Source organism: Acinetobacter terrestris (assembly GCF_004331155.1).
In the GTDB taxonomy this organism is placed as follows: Bacteria; Pseudomonadota; Gammaproteobacteria; order Pseudomonadales; family Moraxellaceae; genus Acinetobacter; species Acinetobacter terrestris.
The window spans coordinates 16,975-33,650 of the sequence record NZ_SJNZ01000012.1; the positions used below are offsets into that span (position 1 = coordinate 16,975).

The 16,676-nt window shown below is 39.2% G+C and carries 17 protein-coding genes and 1 pseudogene; 6 read left to right on the forward strand and 12 right to left on the reverse strand.

The genetic code is table 11. The features are described from left to right. The first annotated feature begins 15 nt into the window (after positions 1–15). Together E0H81_RS08195 and E0H81_RS16395 are read left to right on the forward strand one after the other, a co-directional pair. Positions 16–981: an esterase/lipase family protein gene (locus E0H81_RS08195; RefSeq protein ID WP_131318078.1), complete on the forward strand. Its 966-nt coding sequence runs from the start codon at positions 16–18 to the stop codon at positions 979–981. 88 nt (positions 982–1,069) lie between these two features. Beyond that, positions 1,070–1,960 (forward strand): annotated as a pseudogene (locus E0H81_RS16395) (esterase/lipase family protein). A gap of 80 nt (positions 1,961–2,040) precedes the next feature. Here E0H81_RS16395 and rplS read toward each other — a convergent pair. Next, a complete protein-coding gene (gene rplS / locus E0H81_RS08205; protein WP_131268353.1) occupies positions 2,041–2,418 on the reverse strand; it encodes a 50S ribosomal protein L19 in 378 nt (125 codons plus the stop codon). On the opposite strand from rplS, the gene E0H81_RS15940 reads away from it, so the two are divergent. Continuing rightward, positions 2,404–2,553, forward strand: coding sequence for a hypothetical protein (locus E0H81_RS15940; protein ID WP_165492609.1), 150 nt, complete (start codon positions 2,404–2,406; stop codon positions 2,551–2,553). The two genes, rplS and E0H81_RS15940, sit on opposite strands and share 15 nt — an antisense overlap. A gap of 18 nt (positions 2,554–2,571) precedes the next feature. Here E0H81_RS15940 and trmD read toward each other — a convergent pair whose 3' ends face one another. From trmD to ispH, 11 genes are all read right to left on the reverse strand, one after another. Continuing rightward, on the reverse strand, positions 2,572–3,312 hold the full coding sequence (gene trmD, locus E0H81_RS08210) for a tRNA (guanosine(37)-N1)-methyltransferase TrmD (protein WP_131318080.1): 741 nt from the start codon (positions 3,310–3,312) through the stop codon (positions 2,572–2,574). A gap of 42 nt (positions 3,313–3,354) precedes the next feature. Further along, entirely contained in the window at positions 3,355–3,903 is a 549-nt protein-coding gene (gene rimM / locus E0H81_RS08215) for a ribosome maturation factor RimM (protein ID WP_131318082.1), read from the reverse strand. 31 nt (positions 3,904–3,934) lie between these two features. After that, on the reverse strand, positions 3,935–4,192 hold the full coding sequence (gene rpsP / locus E0H81_RS08220) for a 30S ribosomal protein S16 (RefSeq protein ID WP_131318084.1): 258 nt from the start codon (positions 4,190–4,192) through the stop codon (positions 3,935–3,937). A 144-nt stretch (positions 4,193–4,336) separates the two neighbouring features. Further along, positions 4,337–4,795, reverse strand: coding sequence for a type IV pilin protein (locus E0H81_RS08225; protein WP_131318086.1), 459 nt, complete (start codon positions 4,793–4,795; stop codon positions 4,337–4,339). Continuing rightward, positions 4,789–5,319, reverse strand: coding sequence for a type IV pilin protein (locus tag E0H81_RS08230; RefSeq protein ID WP_131318088.1), 531 nt, complete (start codon positions 5,317–5,319; stop codon positions 4,789–4,791). Before E0H81_RS08230 ends, E0H81_RS08225 begins: the two co-directional genes overlap by 7 nt. 15 nt (positions 5,320–5,334) lie before the next feature. After that, positions 5,335–9,222, reverse strand: a complete 3,888-nt coding sequence (locus E0H81_RS08235; protein WP_378235334.1) for a PilC/PilY family type IV pilus protein — start codon at positions 9,220–9,222, stop codon at positions 5,335–5,337. Positions 9,223–9,231: 9 nt separating this feature from the next. Continuing rightward, on the reverse strand, positions 9,232–10,041 hold the full coding sequence (locus E0H81_RS08240; protein WP_131318090.1) for a pilus assembly protein: 810 nt from the start codon (positions 10,039–10,041) through the stop codon (positions 9,232–9,234). After that, the gene (locus E0H81_RS08245; RefSeq protein WP_131318092.1) at positions 10,038–10,994 is read right to left on the reverse strand and encodes a prepilin-type N-terminal cleavage/methylation domain-containing protein; all 957 of its coding nucleotides are present in this window, start codon (positions 10,992–10,994) and stop codon (positions 10,038–10,040) included. The genes E0H81_RS08240 and E0H81_RS08245 overlap by 4 nt, the downstream gene beginning before the upstream one ends. Then, complete coding sequence (gene pilV, locus E0H81_RS08250) at positions 10,994–11,509, reverse strand: type IV pilus modification protein PilV (RefSeq protein ID WP_131318094.1); 516 nt, start codon at positions 11,507–11,509, stop codon at positions 10,994–10,996. The genes E0H81_RS08245 and pilV overlap by 1 nt, the downstream gene beginning before the upstream one ends. Next, a complete protein-coding gene (locus tag E0H81_RS08255; protein ID WP_131318096.1) occupies positions 11,509–12,066 on the reverse strand; it encodes a pilus assembly FimT family protein in 558 nt (185 codons plus the stop codon). Before E0H81_RS08255 ends, pilV begins: the two co-directional genes overlap by 1 nt. 166 nt (positions 12,067–12,232) lie before the next feature. Beyond that, on the reverse strand, positions 12,233–13,183 hold the full coding sequence (ispH, locus tag E0H81_RS08260) for a 4-hydroxy-3-methylbut-2-enyl diphosphate reductase (protein ID WP_131318098.1): 951 nt from the start codon (positions 13,181–13,183) through the stop codon (positions 12,233–12,235). A gap of 134 nt (positions 13,184–13,317) precedes the next feature. Here ispH and gmk point away from each other — a divergent pair, with 134 nt between their 5' ends. The 3 genes from gmk to E0H81_RS08275 all read left to right on the forward strand — a co-directional run bounded on the left by gmk (position 13,318) and on the right by E0H81_RS08275 (position 16,625). Next, positions 13,318–13,941: a guanylate kinase gene (gene gmk, locus E0H81_RS08265; protein ID WP_131318100.1), complete on the forward strand. Its 624-nt coding sequence runs from the start codon at positions 13,318–13,320 to the stop codon at positions 13,939–13,941. Between the two features lie 76 nt (positions 13,942–14,017). Continuing rightward, positions 14,018–14,299 carry a DNA-directed RNA polymerase subunit omega gene (gene rpoZ / locus E0H81_RS08270; protein ID WP_004650579.1) on the forward strand — a complete coding sequence of 94 codons (282 nt, stop codon included), beginning with the start codon at positions 14,018–14,020 and terminating at the stop codon, positions 14,297–14,299. Between the two features lie 220 nt (positions 14,300–14,519). Continuing rightward, entirely contained in the window at positions 14,520–16,625 is a 2,106-nt protein-coding gene (locus E0H81_RS08275) for a RelA/SpoT family protein (protein WP_131318102.1), read from the forward strand. Positions 16,626–16,676: the final 51 nt, after the last annotated feature.

Sequence of the window (16,676 nt, forward strand, 5' to 3'; positions counted from 1 at the left end):
TTTCGAGTACTCAATATGAAATACGGACTCTTCATTGCAGGCTTAATGTCACTCAGTGCTATTGGCCAGGTACAAGCAGGCAACGCGACCCAGGTTAACTCCAAAGTTAGCTCAAGCTACGCTAAAACCCAATATCCGGTGGTCTTCTCACACGGCATGTCTGGTTTTATTACGGTCGGCACGGATGACTTTGGACTGGATTATTTCTATCAAATCCTTCCCGACTTAGCCCGAAATGGTGCCAATGTCTGGGCGACACGCGTCTCGCCATTTAACTCATCAGAAATTCGTGGTGAGCAACTTTTACAGCAGGTTAAAGAAATTACTGCTATTACCGGTGCCAAGAAGGTCAATCTAATTGGTCACTCGCATGGTGGCCCAACCATTCGTTATGTCGCGGGTGTTGCGCCGAAATTGGTCGCATCCTTAACAGGCGTGGGTGCACCGAATGCGGGTTCCCCGGTTGCCGACCTCATTTTGAAAGCTGAAGGTACAAGTATTCAAGGTCCTTTAGTCGGTTTAATTAACTTTGTTTCTAAAGCTGTAACTTGGGCTCAAGGGCTTGATCCAAAAAGTTTTCCGCATGATGCATTGGCCGGTGGTAAAAGTTTAACCCTTGCCGGTTCAGCCAAATTTAACAGCCAGTTTCCCCTGGGAATGCCAAGCCAAACCTGTGCTGAAGGTAAAGCATTTGAGAACGGGATCTATAACTATTCATTCACCGGAATTGGTGGCGTGACCAATATTCTGGACCTGGATTCGGCCTTGAAAGTCACCAGTTTATTGATTGATGGCGGCAAGGAAAATGATGGCTTGGTATCCCGTTGCAGTGCGAAATTCGGTAAAACCATTCGTGATAATTACAACTGGAACCATTTAGATGAAGTCAATCAGGTACTCGGCTTAAAAGCACTCTTTGCACCCGATCCTGTTGATGTCTATCGCCAACATGTAAACCGTCTAAAACTGCAAGGCTTATAAGAAATTAGGGATTTATCACTGAGCGTATAAATCCCTTTTTATCATTTAAAAATAAAAATCATTTTGTTTGGATTCTTCAAAGTACTTAATGAATAAATTCTTCCTCACATTAGCCGCCCTATGGAGCATGACAATACTGCAGCTGACCCATGCCAATCAGACACCAGTCTTATAATATAAAGCCAAAATTACTGTGTCTAATTATGCCAAGACCCGTTATCCCATGATCTTCGTGCATGGTTTTGGTCTGGGTTTTAACCGTATTGGCATAGACAGCATGGGTCTAGATTATTGGTATCAAATTCCACAGGATTTAATTCGCAATGGTGCAACGGCTTTTGCTACTAAACTGTCAGCTGTGGCTTCCAATGAACTGCGCGGCGAACAGCTCTTAATGCAAGTCGCTAAAGTCTTAGTCATTAGCGGTGCCGAAACTGAATCTGCTTGGTCATAGTCAAGGTGGCCCCATCATTCAATAGATTGAAGCCATTGCACCACAAAAAGTTGCCTCGTTAATGGCCGTTGCAGGCGCGATGAAAGGCACACCAATTATGAAAAAAGCACGTAATAGTTCCGTGCAGAAGATTCCATGCTTGCCCTGAGCACCACAGAAATGGAAAAGTTTAATCAAAGATATGGATCAACTGCGATTACCAAAGACTGCCAATCCAATGGCGATAAAATCACTAAAAATGGCATCTATCATTATTCCTGGATGGGAAATCAGCAAGCCACCAATGCCTTGGATGTCGTGGAATCAACAGTTGTAACGCTGGCGAGCCAACTCATTAAACCGAGAAAAAGATGGTGCTCTTCCTTTATTTAGCGGTCGTTATGGACAAATTATTCGTCAAGACTATAGGTATATAATCACTTTGATGAAGCAAATCATTTCTTTGGAATTATCGGTGTATTTGCACAAGATCCTGTCACGCTGTACCGCCAACATGCCAACCGCTTAAAGCTGCAAGGTTTATAAAATTAAAAAGATTCAGACATAAAAAATGCGCCTAAAGGCGCATTTTTTAACTCAAGACAAAACTTAACTTTAGCCTAAACTTAAGAAGCTTTAACTTTACGAGCTGGTAATTTTTCACGAATACGTGCAGCTTTACCAGACAATTCACGTAGGTAGTAAAGTTTAGCACGACGAACGTCACCACGACGTTTAACTTCAACTTTAGCTACGATTGGAGAATGAGTTTGGAATACACGCTCAACACCAACACCGCTAGAGATTTTACGTACTGTAAACGCAGAGTTTAAGCCACGGTTTTTGATTGCGATAACTACGCCTTCAAAAGCCTGAAGACGCTCACGGTCGCCCTCTTTAACTTTTACAGATACAACTACTGTATCACCTGGTGCAAATGCAGGAAGATCAGTACGTAATTGAGCATTTTCAATAATTTGAACTAAAGGATGCTTACCACTCATGTGGGTATCTCCAATATGTGCGGTTCAGAAGAGGTCTGTTTACCGCTGGGGACAGAGGCTAAAGCGCATATCGACCCGTTTATCTTTCCCTTTACCACCTCAGTCTTCACTGCGGTCGATAAAGAGCCTGTTTAAAAATACTTAAAGTCGACTTTAAGTATTCGAATCTTTTAGCCATTTTTTTTGCTGCTTGGTCAACTCAACTTTCTCTACAAGCTCAGGCCTGCGATCAAGGGTTCGTTGATAGCGCTGCAAAAACCGCCATTTTTCAATATTGGCGTGATGCCCAGATTTTAACACCACGGGCACCTCCAATCCTTCAAACTGGTCTGGCTTGGTATATTGCGGGCAGTCTAAAAGACCATCCACAAATGAGTCTTGTATGGCTGATTGTTCATCTGACATTGCACCCGGAAGTCTCCGAATGATACTGTCCAATAAAACCATCGCAGGAAGTTCGCCACCCGACAGAACATAATCACCAATGGACCATTCCTGATCAACATAGTGCTGGATCAAACGTTCATCCACCCCTTCATAACGTCCACACAATACAATCAGCCCGTCATATTCGACAAATTGCTGTACCGCAGCTTCGTTTAAGGTTTTGCCTTGTGGAGACATATACACCACAGGCGCTTGAACACATCCCGCTTGCGCTGCAAGATTTTTGGCATGTTGGATTGCTTGAGACAAAGGCTCAGCCATCATCACCATACCCGGACCACCACCAAATGGACGTTCATCCACTCGTTTGTAGTTGCCCGTTGCAAAATCACGTGGATTAATACAAGTGACTTGTACTATTTCACGTTTTGCTGCACGCCCGCTAATACCGTAGGCTGTAATCGCTTCAAACATTTCAGGAAAAAGCGTAATGACTGCAAAAAACATCGCAGACTCCTCTATTTTCCTGCTGCATTCATCCTTAAAGGATTAATAATCTACGCCCCAATTTACGTAGATACGACCAGCTTCAAGATCAACTCGCTGTACCACATCTTTATGCCATGGAATCATACGCTCTTCAGCATCAACGCTGTCTGGTGTTGCGTGAACCACCATCACATCATTGGCACCTGTCTCAAACAGTTCATGGATTTTACCGAGATTTACTTCTTGTTCAGCATCATCCAAACCTAACACTGTTAAGCCTTTCAAATCTGTCCAGTAAAACTCGTCCATTCCTGCTTTCGGAAGTTGCGATTTTGAAATCCAGACATTTGTGCCAACCAGGCCATCCGCTGCTGTGCGATCACTCACACCTTTCAACGAAACAACCAAGCCTTTACCATGCGGTTTCCAGCGTTTTACATCTATTATTTGCCAACCTTCTTTGGTCTCAATGTACCAAGGCAGATAGTCAAAGATGTTGCTCATGGGTTCTGTATTGGAATAGACCCAGAGCCACCCATTTAATCCATATGCTGAACGTAACTGTCCAATCTGAATACGATCTTCGGGAACATTCTGTGTTGGTGTCATGGGTTATACCTACTACTTAATTCGCAATAAATTATGCAGTAGCTGCAGCTTTCTTAGCTTGAGCAGCTAAAGAAGCAACACGTTCAGAAGGTTGAGCGCCTTGAGAAACCCAATGAGCAAAACGATCAGCATCTAAACGAAGTTTTTCTGCTTGACCTTGAGCTGTAGGGTTAAAGAAACCAATACGTTCGATGAAACGACCGTCACGCGCATTGCGGCTATCAGTTACAATAACTTGATAGAACGGACGTTTTTTAGCACCACCGCGTGCTAGACGAATTACGACCATGATACAACCTTATAGTTTTTACGGATTATCCCTGTGCCGACCATCGGCAGCATTTCAAACCCCTTTCATAGAGGGCAATATTTTACGTCATATTTACTTCGAAAGAAAGATCAAATTTTAAGTTGTCCACAGTTTGAATTTATTTTAGTGGCCGTCCCAGTTTGTTGTTGCTCCAGGTACACAGGGAGTACCTGAATTTTTATCTGAACCTTGGATCCAACAACGCTCACCACGATGATTTAAGACAATGTGACCATCACCAATTTGATTAGTACCAGACATGGGTGTAGCAAGTAACTCCCAATTTTCACCTGTCATTATTCCCTCATTGGAAGGAGTTATAGCCAATCGATACAATCCCTTACCTGCTAAAGGCAACTGTGACGGAATTCCTAAATTCGCTATATTTTCACCATTATATCTGAAGTTTGCAGCCTTAAAATTTGCCAATTTTCTTGAGACTTCAATCATTTCTGATTGTGCATCAACACGTGCAGTTTTTCTAACGTATTCTTGATAACCAGGATAAGCAATAGCTGCCAAAACTCCAATAATCGCAACTGCTATCATCAATTCGATAATAGTAAAACCTTTATTTACCATTGCTCCCCCCCTCCACCACATCCAGATCGAGTTACATTATTAGCCTTATTACGACACCTAAATCCTTGACTTGTAAACAAAAAATTAAAACTCTTATCTTTAACTAAATTATTATTTGGATTTTTAGTTGCAATTATTGCCCACTGTTGGGCTAAACCAAGAGTATCAGTATTTGCATCATCACAAGAGGCATCAACCAATACTTGGTTATTAGAACTATTATCAACTAGAGACAAAGTGTATTGGATATTATTTCCATTTGAATTCAGTGGGTAATTAATCATTGTAAGATTATTACTTCCACCATAATAATCAGCCAGATCAAAGCATTTATACGTAAAATTTTTTGCTTTATGTTTTGCAAGTAAACTTGAAATTTTCAACATTTCCTGCATGACTCCAGATTCTGCCGATTTTCTGATATATGTTTGATAACTTGGAAAAGCAATAGCGGCAATAACAGCTATAATCATAACCACTACCATCAACTCAACTAGGGTAAAGCCACTATTAATTTTTTTCATTTAACATCTACCCCCTTATCTTTTTTCAAACCAACGAGTTGGATTTAATTTACGTGTACATTGCCAATTACCTAATCCTTCCGTATTTGTAGCTAGAGTAAAATTACCACAATTATTGGATCCCCCACCTTCGCCACCATTATTTGCAAGTGCTAAACCTTGAATACCTTTACCAATTACATTAGTGTTTTTATATGTACCATCAGGCAATTTTTCTACTTTAAAGCCAGTCTTTTTCTCTCTAGTGGTATCTATTGCACCACTGTCATTCACACAAATACCAAATGGTAAACAATATTGTTGCCTATCAGTTTCTCCAATAACACGTGGCAAGCAAGGGTTTTGAGGAGTTACTCCTGTTCCTTCCGGATCATAGACCGAAACAAATAAATTATTCCCAATTGCAATAGGCTCTTCAAAAGCTTTTAATCCACCTGGTTTTCTAAATGCAGCTGTTCCGCTTCCAGATAACTCTAAGCCAGTTACATTCGTATCCCAACTCCACGATAAAGAGCGATACCAGCCAAATTTAGAAGCTGTACCATTGAAGAATTTTGAATAAATCGTTTCATTTCCAGTAAGGGTGGTTTGAGGATCTGCCAACAGATCCTTTAAGGTAATATCTCGTGTTATTAAACGATTTTTCAAAGGCACGCTATTAATTGCAGTCGTACTATCGTAATTCCCTGTTAAATTAAGATTTGTTATTAAATCTTGTTTTTGAAAATCAAGATCAAAAATACCAAATACTTTATTGGTTGGCCGTCCAGTTAATGCCACTGCAGGACTTAAGCCTTCTCGTCCATCGATTGGCGCAACGTCTAAAGGTGTACTGCGGTCACCAGATGCTGCTCCCACCAAAATAAATGTATTTGATACTTCATCATGAATTGTTAATGTAACAGGTTCATAAAAACGAGGCTGATCACCCGCTGCAATAGCAGCACCTGTGCTTGTCGTTGCCAAATTCGCTAAACGGATAGTTCTTACACCAAATGCTGAATATGAAACTGTGGAACCTGTTGCTAAGGTAGTAGTTGTTTTTTTCTGAAAATTATCCAAATCAACACGGAAAATTTGCCCACCCAAATCTCCAAAGTATAAATGATCTATGTAACCATCCCCATCGCGATCCAGAGTACTAATACGAGAAACAATACTATGTCTTAAGTTTGCATTGTCAGCATTTGAACCTGTATTGCTTGCCCAAAACAAACGTTTTCCAGTTTCAGCATCTACCACATAAACAGCATTACCTTTTGCGCGAGTTTTAGCTGTACAACTTGTACTATCATTCACAGTAGCAGAGCTTGATAATGTAAATCTTGGCTCTTCATAACAAGCATCATATCCGCCACCAACTACGAATGCGCGTGTTGGCACACCATTATAACGGATATTAATAAGTATAGGCTTTGACCAAGATTGCCCCATTCTAGCAAAATCAGTTTGATCTGCTCCTATTCTAAATTTAAGTTTAGGTGCAGTAGGATCCAATACATCTAATCCATAATAACTAGCCCCCCCCATTCTTAAACCACCCAAAACATCCATTTTAGTAGCTTTAATTTGCGAATTTGGATAAGTACCCACTGTCCGATATGTTGCATCAAGTACCCAAGGAGAATCTACACCATGAGCTGGTGCAGGTGTCCCAGATCCACTTTTCACTAGTGCGCTAGAAGTATTTGTATTATTTAACAATTCAGCTGGAATAAATGCCATTTGTTCAATTCCAGTAGAGGCATCAACAATATGTAATCCACCTTCCATAGAACCATATAAAACTGATTGCTGACGTGGTTTGAGAATTGTATTGTCGGGTAAAACAATATCAGTCGTTGCTAATTCACCAGATTCAGTCACAGTTCCTGAATAAGTCATTTGAACGGGAAATGAATGAATTATTCCCCCCATAGAGAAATAAGGTGATCCTTCATAAGCAACATCGTCATTCGCAGGAAACTCCTCTAAGGCTGCATCAACTTTAAAACCCATATAATTAAGTAATTTCAAACGGATATTTAATGGAAAATCCTTTAAAATACTCTGCGCTCTGAACGCATTTAATATTGAATCTTTTGAAATTACAGTTCCGGTAGCCAAATCACCAATTTTTAATAAAGGTTTTGAAGCATCATACTGACCATCGGACTTTATTGTTACTAGCGAAGTAATTGAATTTGAAGTCGCACTACTAGCATCCGTAAATACATTTCTTAGTTTTGTAGTATTTGTACTAATAGGTACAGGCATCATTTCATATGCACCACCTATATTAATTTTACCGCCATCATTTTGTGTACGTGCGCCCCACATATTTTTAGTTGCAGCAATAAATCCACCAGTTGCATTAAAAATATTAGTAGTTCCATCAACCAGAACACCATTAGTCATACTATATTTTTTTAAATTACCTACCCATGTTAGCAAACTCGGTTGTGCTGGATTTGGTTCCAACATTCGTAAGTAGCCAACATTCTGTAGTCCATTAGGATTTAAAGCATCGACAGGAATAGAAATAGAACCAGTTGGTAATGGCTCTAGTGGATCTGTGCCTAAATTATCAATAAAATTAAGTACACTTTGGGTTACATCTGCAGCATTGTTACCAGTATAAAAACCACCATTTCCATATCCAGTAAGAGGATTTTTTAGAGTCGCATTTGTATTTTGATTAATTCCATCTAATTGATAATAAGAGCAACTATCCCCTTTCAAACGAGATCCTAGCTTACAGGCATTTTTAATATCTTGTGCATTTGAAGAAGTCGAGTTTAAATTATTGAAACTTGAGCCAAACCCTACAAAAGCTGTTTGAATTTTTACACCTGCAGGATTCTCCCCCGAATACAGTGCTTTCGCAAATTCCCCCATACATTGCCAGTTTCCTCCTGAGTCACCACCAGTTAATGGATTTGTAAGTGTCGTACTATTTGCGCATGAAAAACTACTTGGCGTGTTAGCCAATGGATTAGTCAACACATGTCTCATTTGGGTTTGAGCAGCAGTATTCGATGTTCCATTCGGCTCACCATCTGACAGGACATAAATACCCTGCCCGTCACAAGTAACCTTATTAGTGGGTAAAGGCGATTTATAGTGTGAAACTCCTGACGTATTTTTTATTGCATCACTTACAGCACTATCAAAACCGCTATAGGTAGTATCAATTTTTATGTTTTCTGTAGTGGATTTAACAGTATAATATCTTTCATTATTATTTGAACCTAATTTAAATGCATAGCTTGAAGTTGAGGGTAGACCTACATTACTAGTTTTCCACAAAGAACACTCATAATAATATTTAACATCTGAATCATATTCTAATGTTTTAAATGAGCTAGAATAGTTATTACATTCGTTATAACTAGAATTATATCTTCTATATTTTTGATAATAGGTTGTTGTTACTTCACCATATGGTCTAGTTCCCATCAAATAAGAAGCTGCTTCCGCATATGCATGTGAAGTAGGTGTGCCAGTTGCTGTAGTCAAATTTATTACAATCGCCCTAAGACGTTGCCTTTGTGCAGATTCAGGAGTGTTAATTCCTGCTGGATTTCCTAATTTTTCTGCTGGAACAAGTATTTTTCCCGCATCAATATTGGATACCCTTGGGTATACACCTAAACCTAAAACAATATTGTTTAACTTTGAATCCTTACTATCTAGAACAGCTAACAGACCATTTTTTACCGCTTGAAGACGATTTACTCCTAACACTCCTGTACCGCTTGTCATACTTCCAGATACATCAACCATTAATACAACAGTTTTTTGTCCTGCTGTTGGGGTTGCATAAATCTGCAAATCACTGGCTTGACTGACTCCACTGAACATAAGTGCTGTTAATGAAACACTCAACGTAGACATCTTTATTTTTTTGAGTTGCATATTCATTTTCATCACCTATGGATCTACAGTTTGCTGTAGGAAAGAAGCTAAAGTAAATTCTTGGACTTGACTCACAACAGGAATGTTATAATCACTTAAACACTCTTTGAGTGTTTTTTTCGAAGTTAAAGATTCACTCAGATTGTCAGAAATGTACGTTTTATTACTTGAAAGGCAATTGCTCTGCACTGTATCAATATCCGTATTTGCATAGGCAGGTAAAAAAGAAGTTGTAGTTACCCGAATACTTTGCTGAGAAACCAAATGTTCAGGCAGCCCAGAACCTAGTGCCAAATTTGTTCCTCGAACTAAATTATCACCAGGCTTCTTCGTTTCATCTTTTTCTTTGGGAATTGTAATTGCAACTTGTGTAACTACAGCTTGTCTTGCACTGCCAAAATCACGTTTGATATTACAAAATCCTGATATGCCACTATCGACTAGTTTTGCATCATCACCATTTTCTTTTGCTTCAATTACTGAAGTATCAATATTTAAACCAAAAGCCCGATTAATCGTGGGTTTATAACAAAAAATAAATTCTCTATTAGGTTGTTTTTCATCCAAAGCAGCACCAACAGCAGTTGAATAGCTTACTAATGTTTTTAAATCTGAAGTATTTAAGTATTTATTTAAGGGTGTATCTGCAGACTGAGCCAATAACTGATTCACTTGAGCATTCGTTGAAATACCTAAAGAGGTAATACCTATTTTTATTGCATAAGTGCCTATAACCATAATAATTAATAATAAAAAGAGCACTACAATTAACGTTGCACCTCTTTGATTACTTAATAACTTTGAGCTGAATTGGATATTTTTCATCGATTTTCCCCCAATCCATTTCTAAGTGCGACAGTAGCTATATATAGTTGGCGTGGAATTTGGTTTGTTGAGGATGTATTTGTTAATAACCCTGATAAACCTGTTACCGGAATACCAAATAAATCAAATTGTTTTGACGGATCTATATGTGAACTTTTAATTACATTATCGGAACGAATTAATATACTTATTTTAAGTGCAACAATTTTTAGATTATTTTTTGTGTTAAAAGTATTTATATCGTAATAAGCCAAATTACCTGAAGATGTCATTCCCCCAAGTAATACTTTGAATTGATCAACTCTTGGAATAATAACTTGTGCTCCAGTTCCTAACCCGGAGATAACTGTAGGTGTGTTTTGTGGAGGATTAGCCTGAGAAATTTCTTTAGTGGCATCACGCGGATCAGTCACCGTAATCATTGGAGGTGTTGGTAAATTTGCATCACATACTAATGACAATATATTATTGTCATTACGTAAATAATATCTTTGAACGATTAAGTCACCCTTTCTTACAGATGTACCCTCACAATTAAACATATCTGAAGGAGCTACAAATTGAATTGTCAACTGATCGCTGGAAATAGCATTTATATTGGAAGGACCATTTGATTGACTAATCACTGCGTTAATATTTGTACCGTTCAATGTCGCATTCAAATTCGATGTAGCAGTGCCTCCCGTTAAGATAATTCCCCCTTTAGGCGTATTTGATCGAATCTCATATTGATTGCTATTACCAAAATTCAACATTTGAATATCATGAACTAAATAATCTAAACCAAACAAACCACTATCCTGAATTTGAGAGTTTGCTTCTTGTAATTTAGCTGTTATAAAACTACCTAAAATCAATTGAGTTGCAGCCGCAGTAATGATTAACCCTAGTGCCAAAGCAACCATTAACTCCAACAGAGTGAATCCAGTCTGCTTAGAAATATAAGAGTTCATTAATAAGCCTCCATCATAATACAGTTGGAACCCACTACATAAATACCTGTATTATTCATGCATTGACGTACATTCTGAGTAATATCCGTCTCCCCCCATGCTGCAAATAAGCAATTACGTCGATTACCAACAGGTAATGTTGCAGTTCCAGGACAGTTTTCCATTCTTAAATGTATACCAAAATTACGTGCATTGACTTGCGCCTGACGTACATCATCTCTTGCTAAAATAGCTGAAGTGCATTCAGTTCCCTCAGGATTAATACATTCACTATTTACAGATTCAGGAACAGCAGCATTAACTAATCCAAGATATACATTACGACCTGCATTATTTGCTCGAATACTCTCAGCCAACCCTTTTAATACAAATAAAGCCTGTGATCGCTGAGTTGCCTCAGTCGTTGCCTCGACTGCTTTAACTTGCAATGCTGTATAACCTAAAACCCCAACTGCCAATAAAAGTAGTGCTACCAAAACTTCCATGAGCCCGACTCCATTTTGAGAGTTCCTCATTAACAGTCTCCATCCGTAATAGACTCATAAGTTCCAATTAATGAATAGGTTATAATTTTTGACTTATTTAAATCTTCAGAACAAATTGCGATCGTTCTGGGATAACTTTCTGTCTGATTTTTCATTGCACCATCTATTAAAACTGTATCCGCCACCCATACTTTTTCACCATTCTCATTTTCAACTTGTTTTAATTTTACAAAATTTCGAGATAGCATCATTCCCTCTGAACTAAAAACGATATTAGGGGCAGTGTTGTATCCTGAAGGTATACCAATTATTTTGATACTATTGTAAGTAGGAACCCATGAAAAATTAGTTGACGTTGAAGTAAAATTATCATTAAAACTTACAGTTGTATTTGTCTTCAGCAATACTGCTTGGCTTCTAGCTAAGCTAAGTACCTGTATTAACTCTTTCGTATTTGTATCTAATCTTTTTTGGTTAATCATATTACCCATAGAAGGAACCGCCATCGTTGCAATAATCGCCAACACAGCAATCGTTATCATTAACTCAATTAAAGTGAATCCTTGATTTTTTTTTGCTTCCTGCATACCCCCCCCAAAAAGACAACAAAACTTTACCCTATTAAAGATACTACTCAATTTAATTACAAATTAAACACATAACAGGATAAAAGGCATAAAAAAACAGATAACTGCCAAAAAGCAATTATCTGTCAAATTTTTAAAATTTTCAGAATGTTAAATCATTCACGCTTTATGCTTGAGTTACAGGAATACGTAACTCTTTGGGTAAACTAAAAGTAATATTTTCTTCACGTCCTGCAAGCTCTTCTGGTGCTTTTGCCCCCCAATCCTGTAAACGCTGAATGACCTGTTTAATTAAAATTTCGGGTGCCGACGCGCCTGCAGTGACTCCAATTTTAGTATTTTCATTAAACCAATTTTGATCAAGCTGATCTGCATTATCAACCAAATAAGCCTGTTTCCCCATACGCTCAGCCAATTCACGTAAACGATTTGAGTTAGATGAATTTGGAGAACCAACCACTAAAACCACATCGCACTGCAGAGCTAAATCACGCACTGCATCTTGACGGTTTTGGGTGGCATAACATATATCATCTTTGCGCGGACCCTGAATTTCAGGAAATTTTGTACGCAGTGCGTCAATCACTTTAGCGGTATCATCAATGGATAAAGTCGTTTGCGTGACAAAAGCCACTTTTTCAGGATTATGGACGACTAAAGCTGCCACATCTTGTTCATCTTCGACCAAATAAATTTCACCGCCATTTTTTTTGTCATATTGCCCCATGGTTCCTTCAACCTCAGGATGACCTTCATGACCAATTAAAATGGCTTCAGTTCCTTCACGGGCATATTTAGTCACTTCAATATGCACCTTGGTCACCAATGGACAAGTTGCATCAAAGACTTTCAAACCACGACGTTCAGCCTCGATTTGTACAGCTTTAGAGACCCCATGTGCGCTAAAAATGACAATATTATCATCAGGTACTTCATCCAGTTCATCGACAAAAATTGCACCGCGCTGACGTAAATCATCGACCACAAATTTGTTGTGCACCACTTCATGACGGACATAAATCGGAGGATTAAAACATTCAAGTGCCCGATTAACGATCGCAATTGCTCGGTCGACACCTGCACAAAAACCACGTGGATTGGCCAATACAATTTCCATAAGACCCTCAATGTTCACTTGAATTTAGACTGAATAATTTGAAATAAATGCAAACAACCTACGAACAGCTATTTAGTTTGCTGGCTGTCTGCTCTAAAATAGAGAAGATATTTTATCATATCAGGAAAAATATCATGTCGGGTCTCTTGTTTGTCGTTTCTGCTGCATCTGGAACAGGCAAAACATCTCTCGTTAAAGCCCTACTTGAGCGTGTGAATAATTTACACGTTTCTGTCTCTCACACTACTCGTGGTCAACGCCCTGGTGAACTCGAAGGTGTGCATTATCATTTTTCCCAAAAAGAAGATTTTCTTGCTTTGGTCGAGCAAGGTGGTTTTATTGAGTATGCCGAAGTTTTTGGTAACTATTACGGCACAGCGCAAGCCACAGTGAAACAGCAATTGGCTAAAGGTCATGATGTTTTACTTGAAATCGATTGGCAAGGTGCAGATCAGGTTCGTAAACTTTTCCCGGAATCTAAACAAATTTTCATTTTACCGCCAAGCCAGTTTGATTTGCGTCAGCGTTTATCGAACCGTGGTACAGACTCCGTTGAAGTGATTGAACAGCGTTTAAGTTGTGCGGTTGAAGATATGCGACAGTATACAAACTTTGACTATGTCATTATTAATGATGACTTTAATAAAGCATTACATGACTTGGAATGCGTGATTATTGCCAATCGTTTGGTTCTGTCTCAACAAGCGGGTCGTCAGCAAGAATTGATTCAAAAATTAATTACTCCCGTTGAATTGTGATTAAAACTTGAGTCTACAGGCAAAGCCTTTTATACTGCCCAGTCTGTTCAAATTTAATATTCAAACGAGAATTCTTATGGCACGCGTAACCGTTGAAGATTGTTTAGACCATGTAGACAACCGCTTTGAGCTTGTACTAGTGGCAAGCAAACGCGCGCGTCAATTGGCACGTCAAGGTATCGAACCAACTGTAGAGTGGGATAACGACAAACCGACCGTTGTTGCTTTACGTGAAATTGCAGCAGGTCATGTATCTAAAGATATTTTGAAACAGCGTGATCAAGACTATCAAACGTCTAGTCTTGACCTTGCACTTTCTGCAAACAACTTGAATTTAGATGGCTTTTCTTTCCAATAAGAAAAGAAATCTTAAGAAAGCCTAGTTTTTAACTAGGCTTTTTTTATTGGAAAACTTTTATATTTGCTCAATAACCGTTATAACATAAGTAGAAAGATACGTTATTCACGATGTATTTTCTTGCTTTTTTTTAAATGAAAAATTTGACAAGTCATGCAATATGTTTTTCATTAAAGGGCTAACGATTTAAACTGTAAAACTGAAGTAGTAAAGGTGTTATATGCCAGGCCCACAGGTCAGCCAAGCCAGACAACAGCTCAAAATCATTATCGACGCTTACTTAAGTGCAAGCGATGTCGAGCGCGTGCTTGTGGCTTGCGATTATGCCGATATTGCACATGATGGCATCACCCGGAAAAGTGGTGAACCCTATATCCTGCACCCTATCGCGGTGAGTAGCATTCTTTCGCATATGCGTCTGGATGCAGAAACCCTGATGGCTGCGCTTTTACATGATGTCATTGAAGATACGGACTTCAATAAAGAAGACATCACTGAAAAATTTGGACGTACCGTTGCTGAACTGGTTGATGGTGTGACTAAACTTAGCCATTCCAGTGATAAAGAATATAATAAAGCCGCCTCTTTCCGTAAAATTCTGCAAGCAACTCTACAAGACCCACGTGTCATTATTATTAAATTGGCAGACCGTTATCATAATATGACCACACTGGGTTCATTACGTCCTGATAAACGTCGGCGTATTGCCCAAGAAACCTTTGATATTTTTGTTCCGATGGCACGTATTGTCGGCATGAATGAGATGGCCGATAACTTGGAACATCTGTGCTATCAAAATCTCGATCTTGATATGTTTAATAATGTGCAAGAAGCATTATTTCAAACCAAACCTAAACGCTGTGAATATCAAAGCATTTGGGAAAAAAATCTGACCCAACTGCTGCAGCAGCATCAAATTGCGGGTCGTATTAAAAAGAAAAATAACAATATTGAATTACTGCGTCACTTCGTTAAAAACGATATCAATCTGCAAGAACTGACGCATAGCCATGCTTTTGAAATTATTTTACAAAGCATTGCCGACTGTGACCGCCTGGCAGAAATCTTGCGGGAAAATTTCCAGATTCTGCATTATGAAGATCATATCCGCCGTCCCCTTCCAGGCGGAAATCAATCACTGATGATGCGTTTAAAAGGTGAGAAAACCACTTTATCACTGACCATTCAAACTGAACTGATGCGTAAGGCTGCCCGTTTTGGTGTGGTCTTAGGTGAAAATGCGCCTCAAGCCTGCCGTTCAGCCATTCAAGCTTCCATGCAGAACCTAAATGTGCTGGTAGATGGCGAATGTGCCAAAACCACCTTTAGTGATCTGTTAGATTATTTACATCAGGAAAAAATTTGGGTTTATACCCCACATGGCAATTTGCATGAACTGCCTCAAGGTGCGACAGCCGTCGATTTCGCTTATTCAGCCAGTCTATTTTTAGGCAACCATGCTGTGGGTGCAAAAGTAAATGGCGAAACCAAACCGCTTTCAACACCACTGATTAGCGGTCAAGTAATTGAAATTATTACTGATGTCCTCGCGACACCCAATCCAGACTGGCTCAGTTTTATTAACACCCAAAAAGCCCGCCGTGCTTTACAAAATATTTTACGTGATCAAGATATTGAAGAGCAGCAGCTGGTCGGCCAGCAAGCACTGAATCGTGCGCTTAAACTGTTTAATCGCTCAATGAAAGATTTAACAGAAGCCGACTGGATTGATATCTTGCAATGGCGTCACATCGAATCTAAAGCGCAGTTATTTGAACAAGTCGCTGTCGGCGACCTGCTTCCGCAATTGGTGGCCAATCATCTGTTTGCGCAAGATCAGAGTTTAGAAACCCAATCTTCAACCCGCCTGATTCAAGGCACTGAAGGTGTGGACGTCAAATATGCACATTGCTGCAACCCTGTTCTCGGTGATCCAATTCAGGGACACTTATCGCGCCGTGGATTAATCGTACATCGTGCCCGTTGCCACAACCTTCTACATGAACAGCACCAGCATCCAGAAAATATTATGCCTTTGCACTGGGCTTCTGAAGATGCCGATGATATTAGCTTTACCGCCTATTTAAGCATTGATATGGTCATGAATGATGAACAAATTTCTGAACTCATCTACCAATGCCGTAAAGAAAAAACCGGTGTAGAAATGGTGCATAACCATGAAGGCAAAACTTACGTGAATATTGTGGTGCACAACCGTAAACAAATTGCGCAAATCATTCGTGATTTACGCATGCATTTTGGTTTCCCGCGCATTACCCGTTTAGCCCAACCGATTAATATTACAGAAGCATCTAAAGCAAGTTAATTCAATCATATGCAACTTTTTTGACTGATATACGCTATGATGTATGAAGAT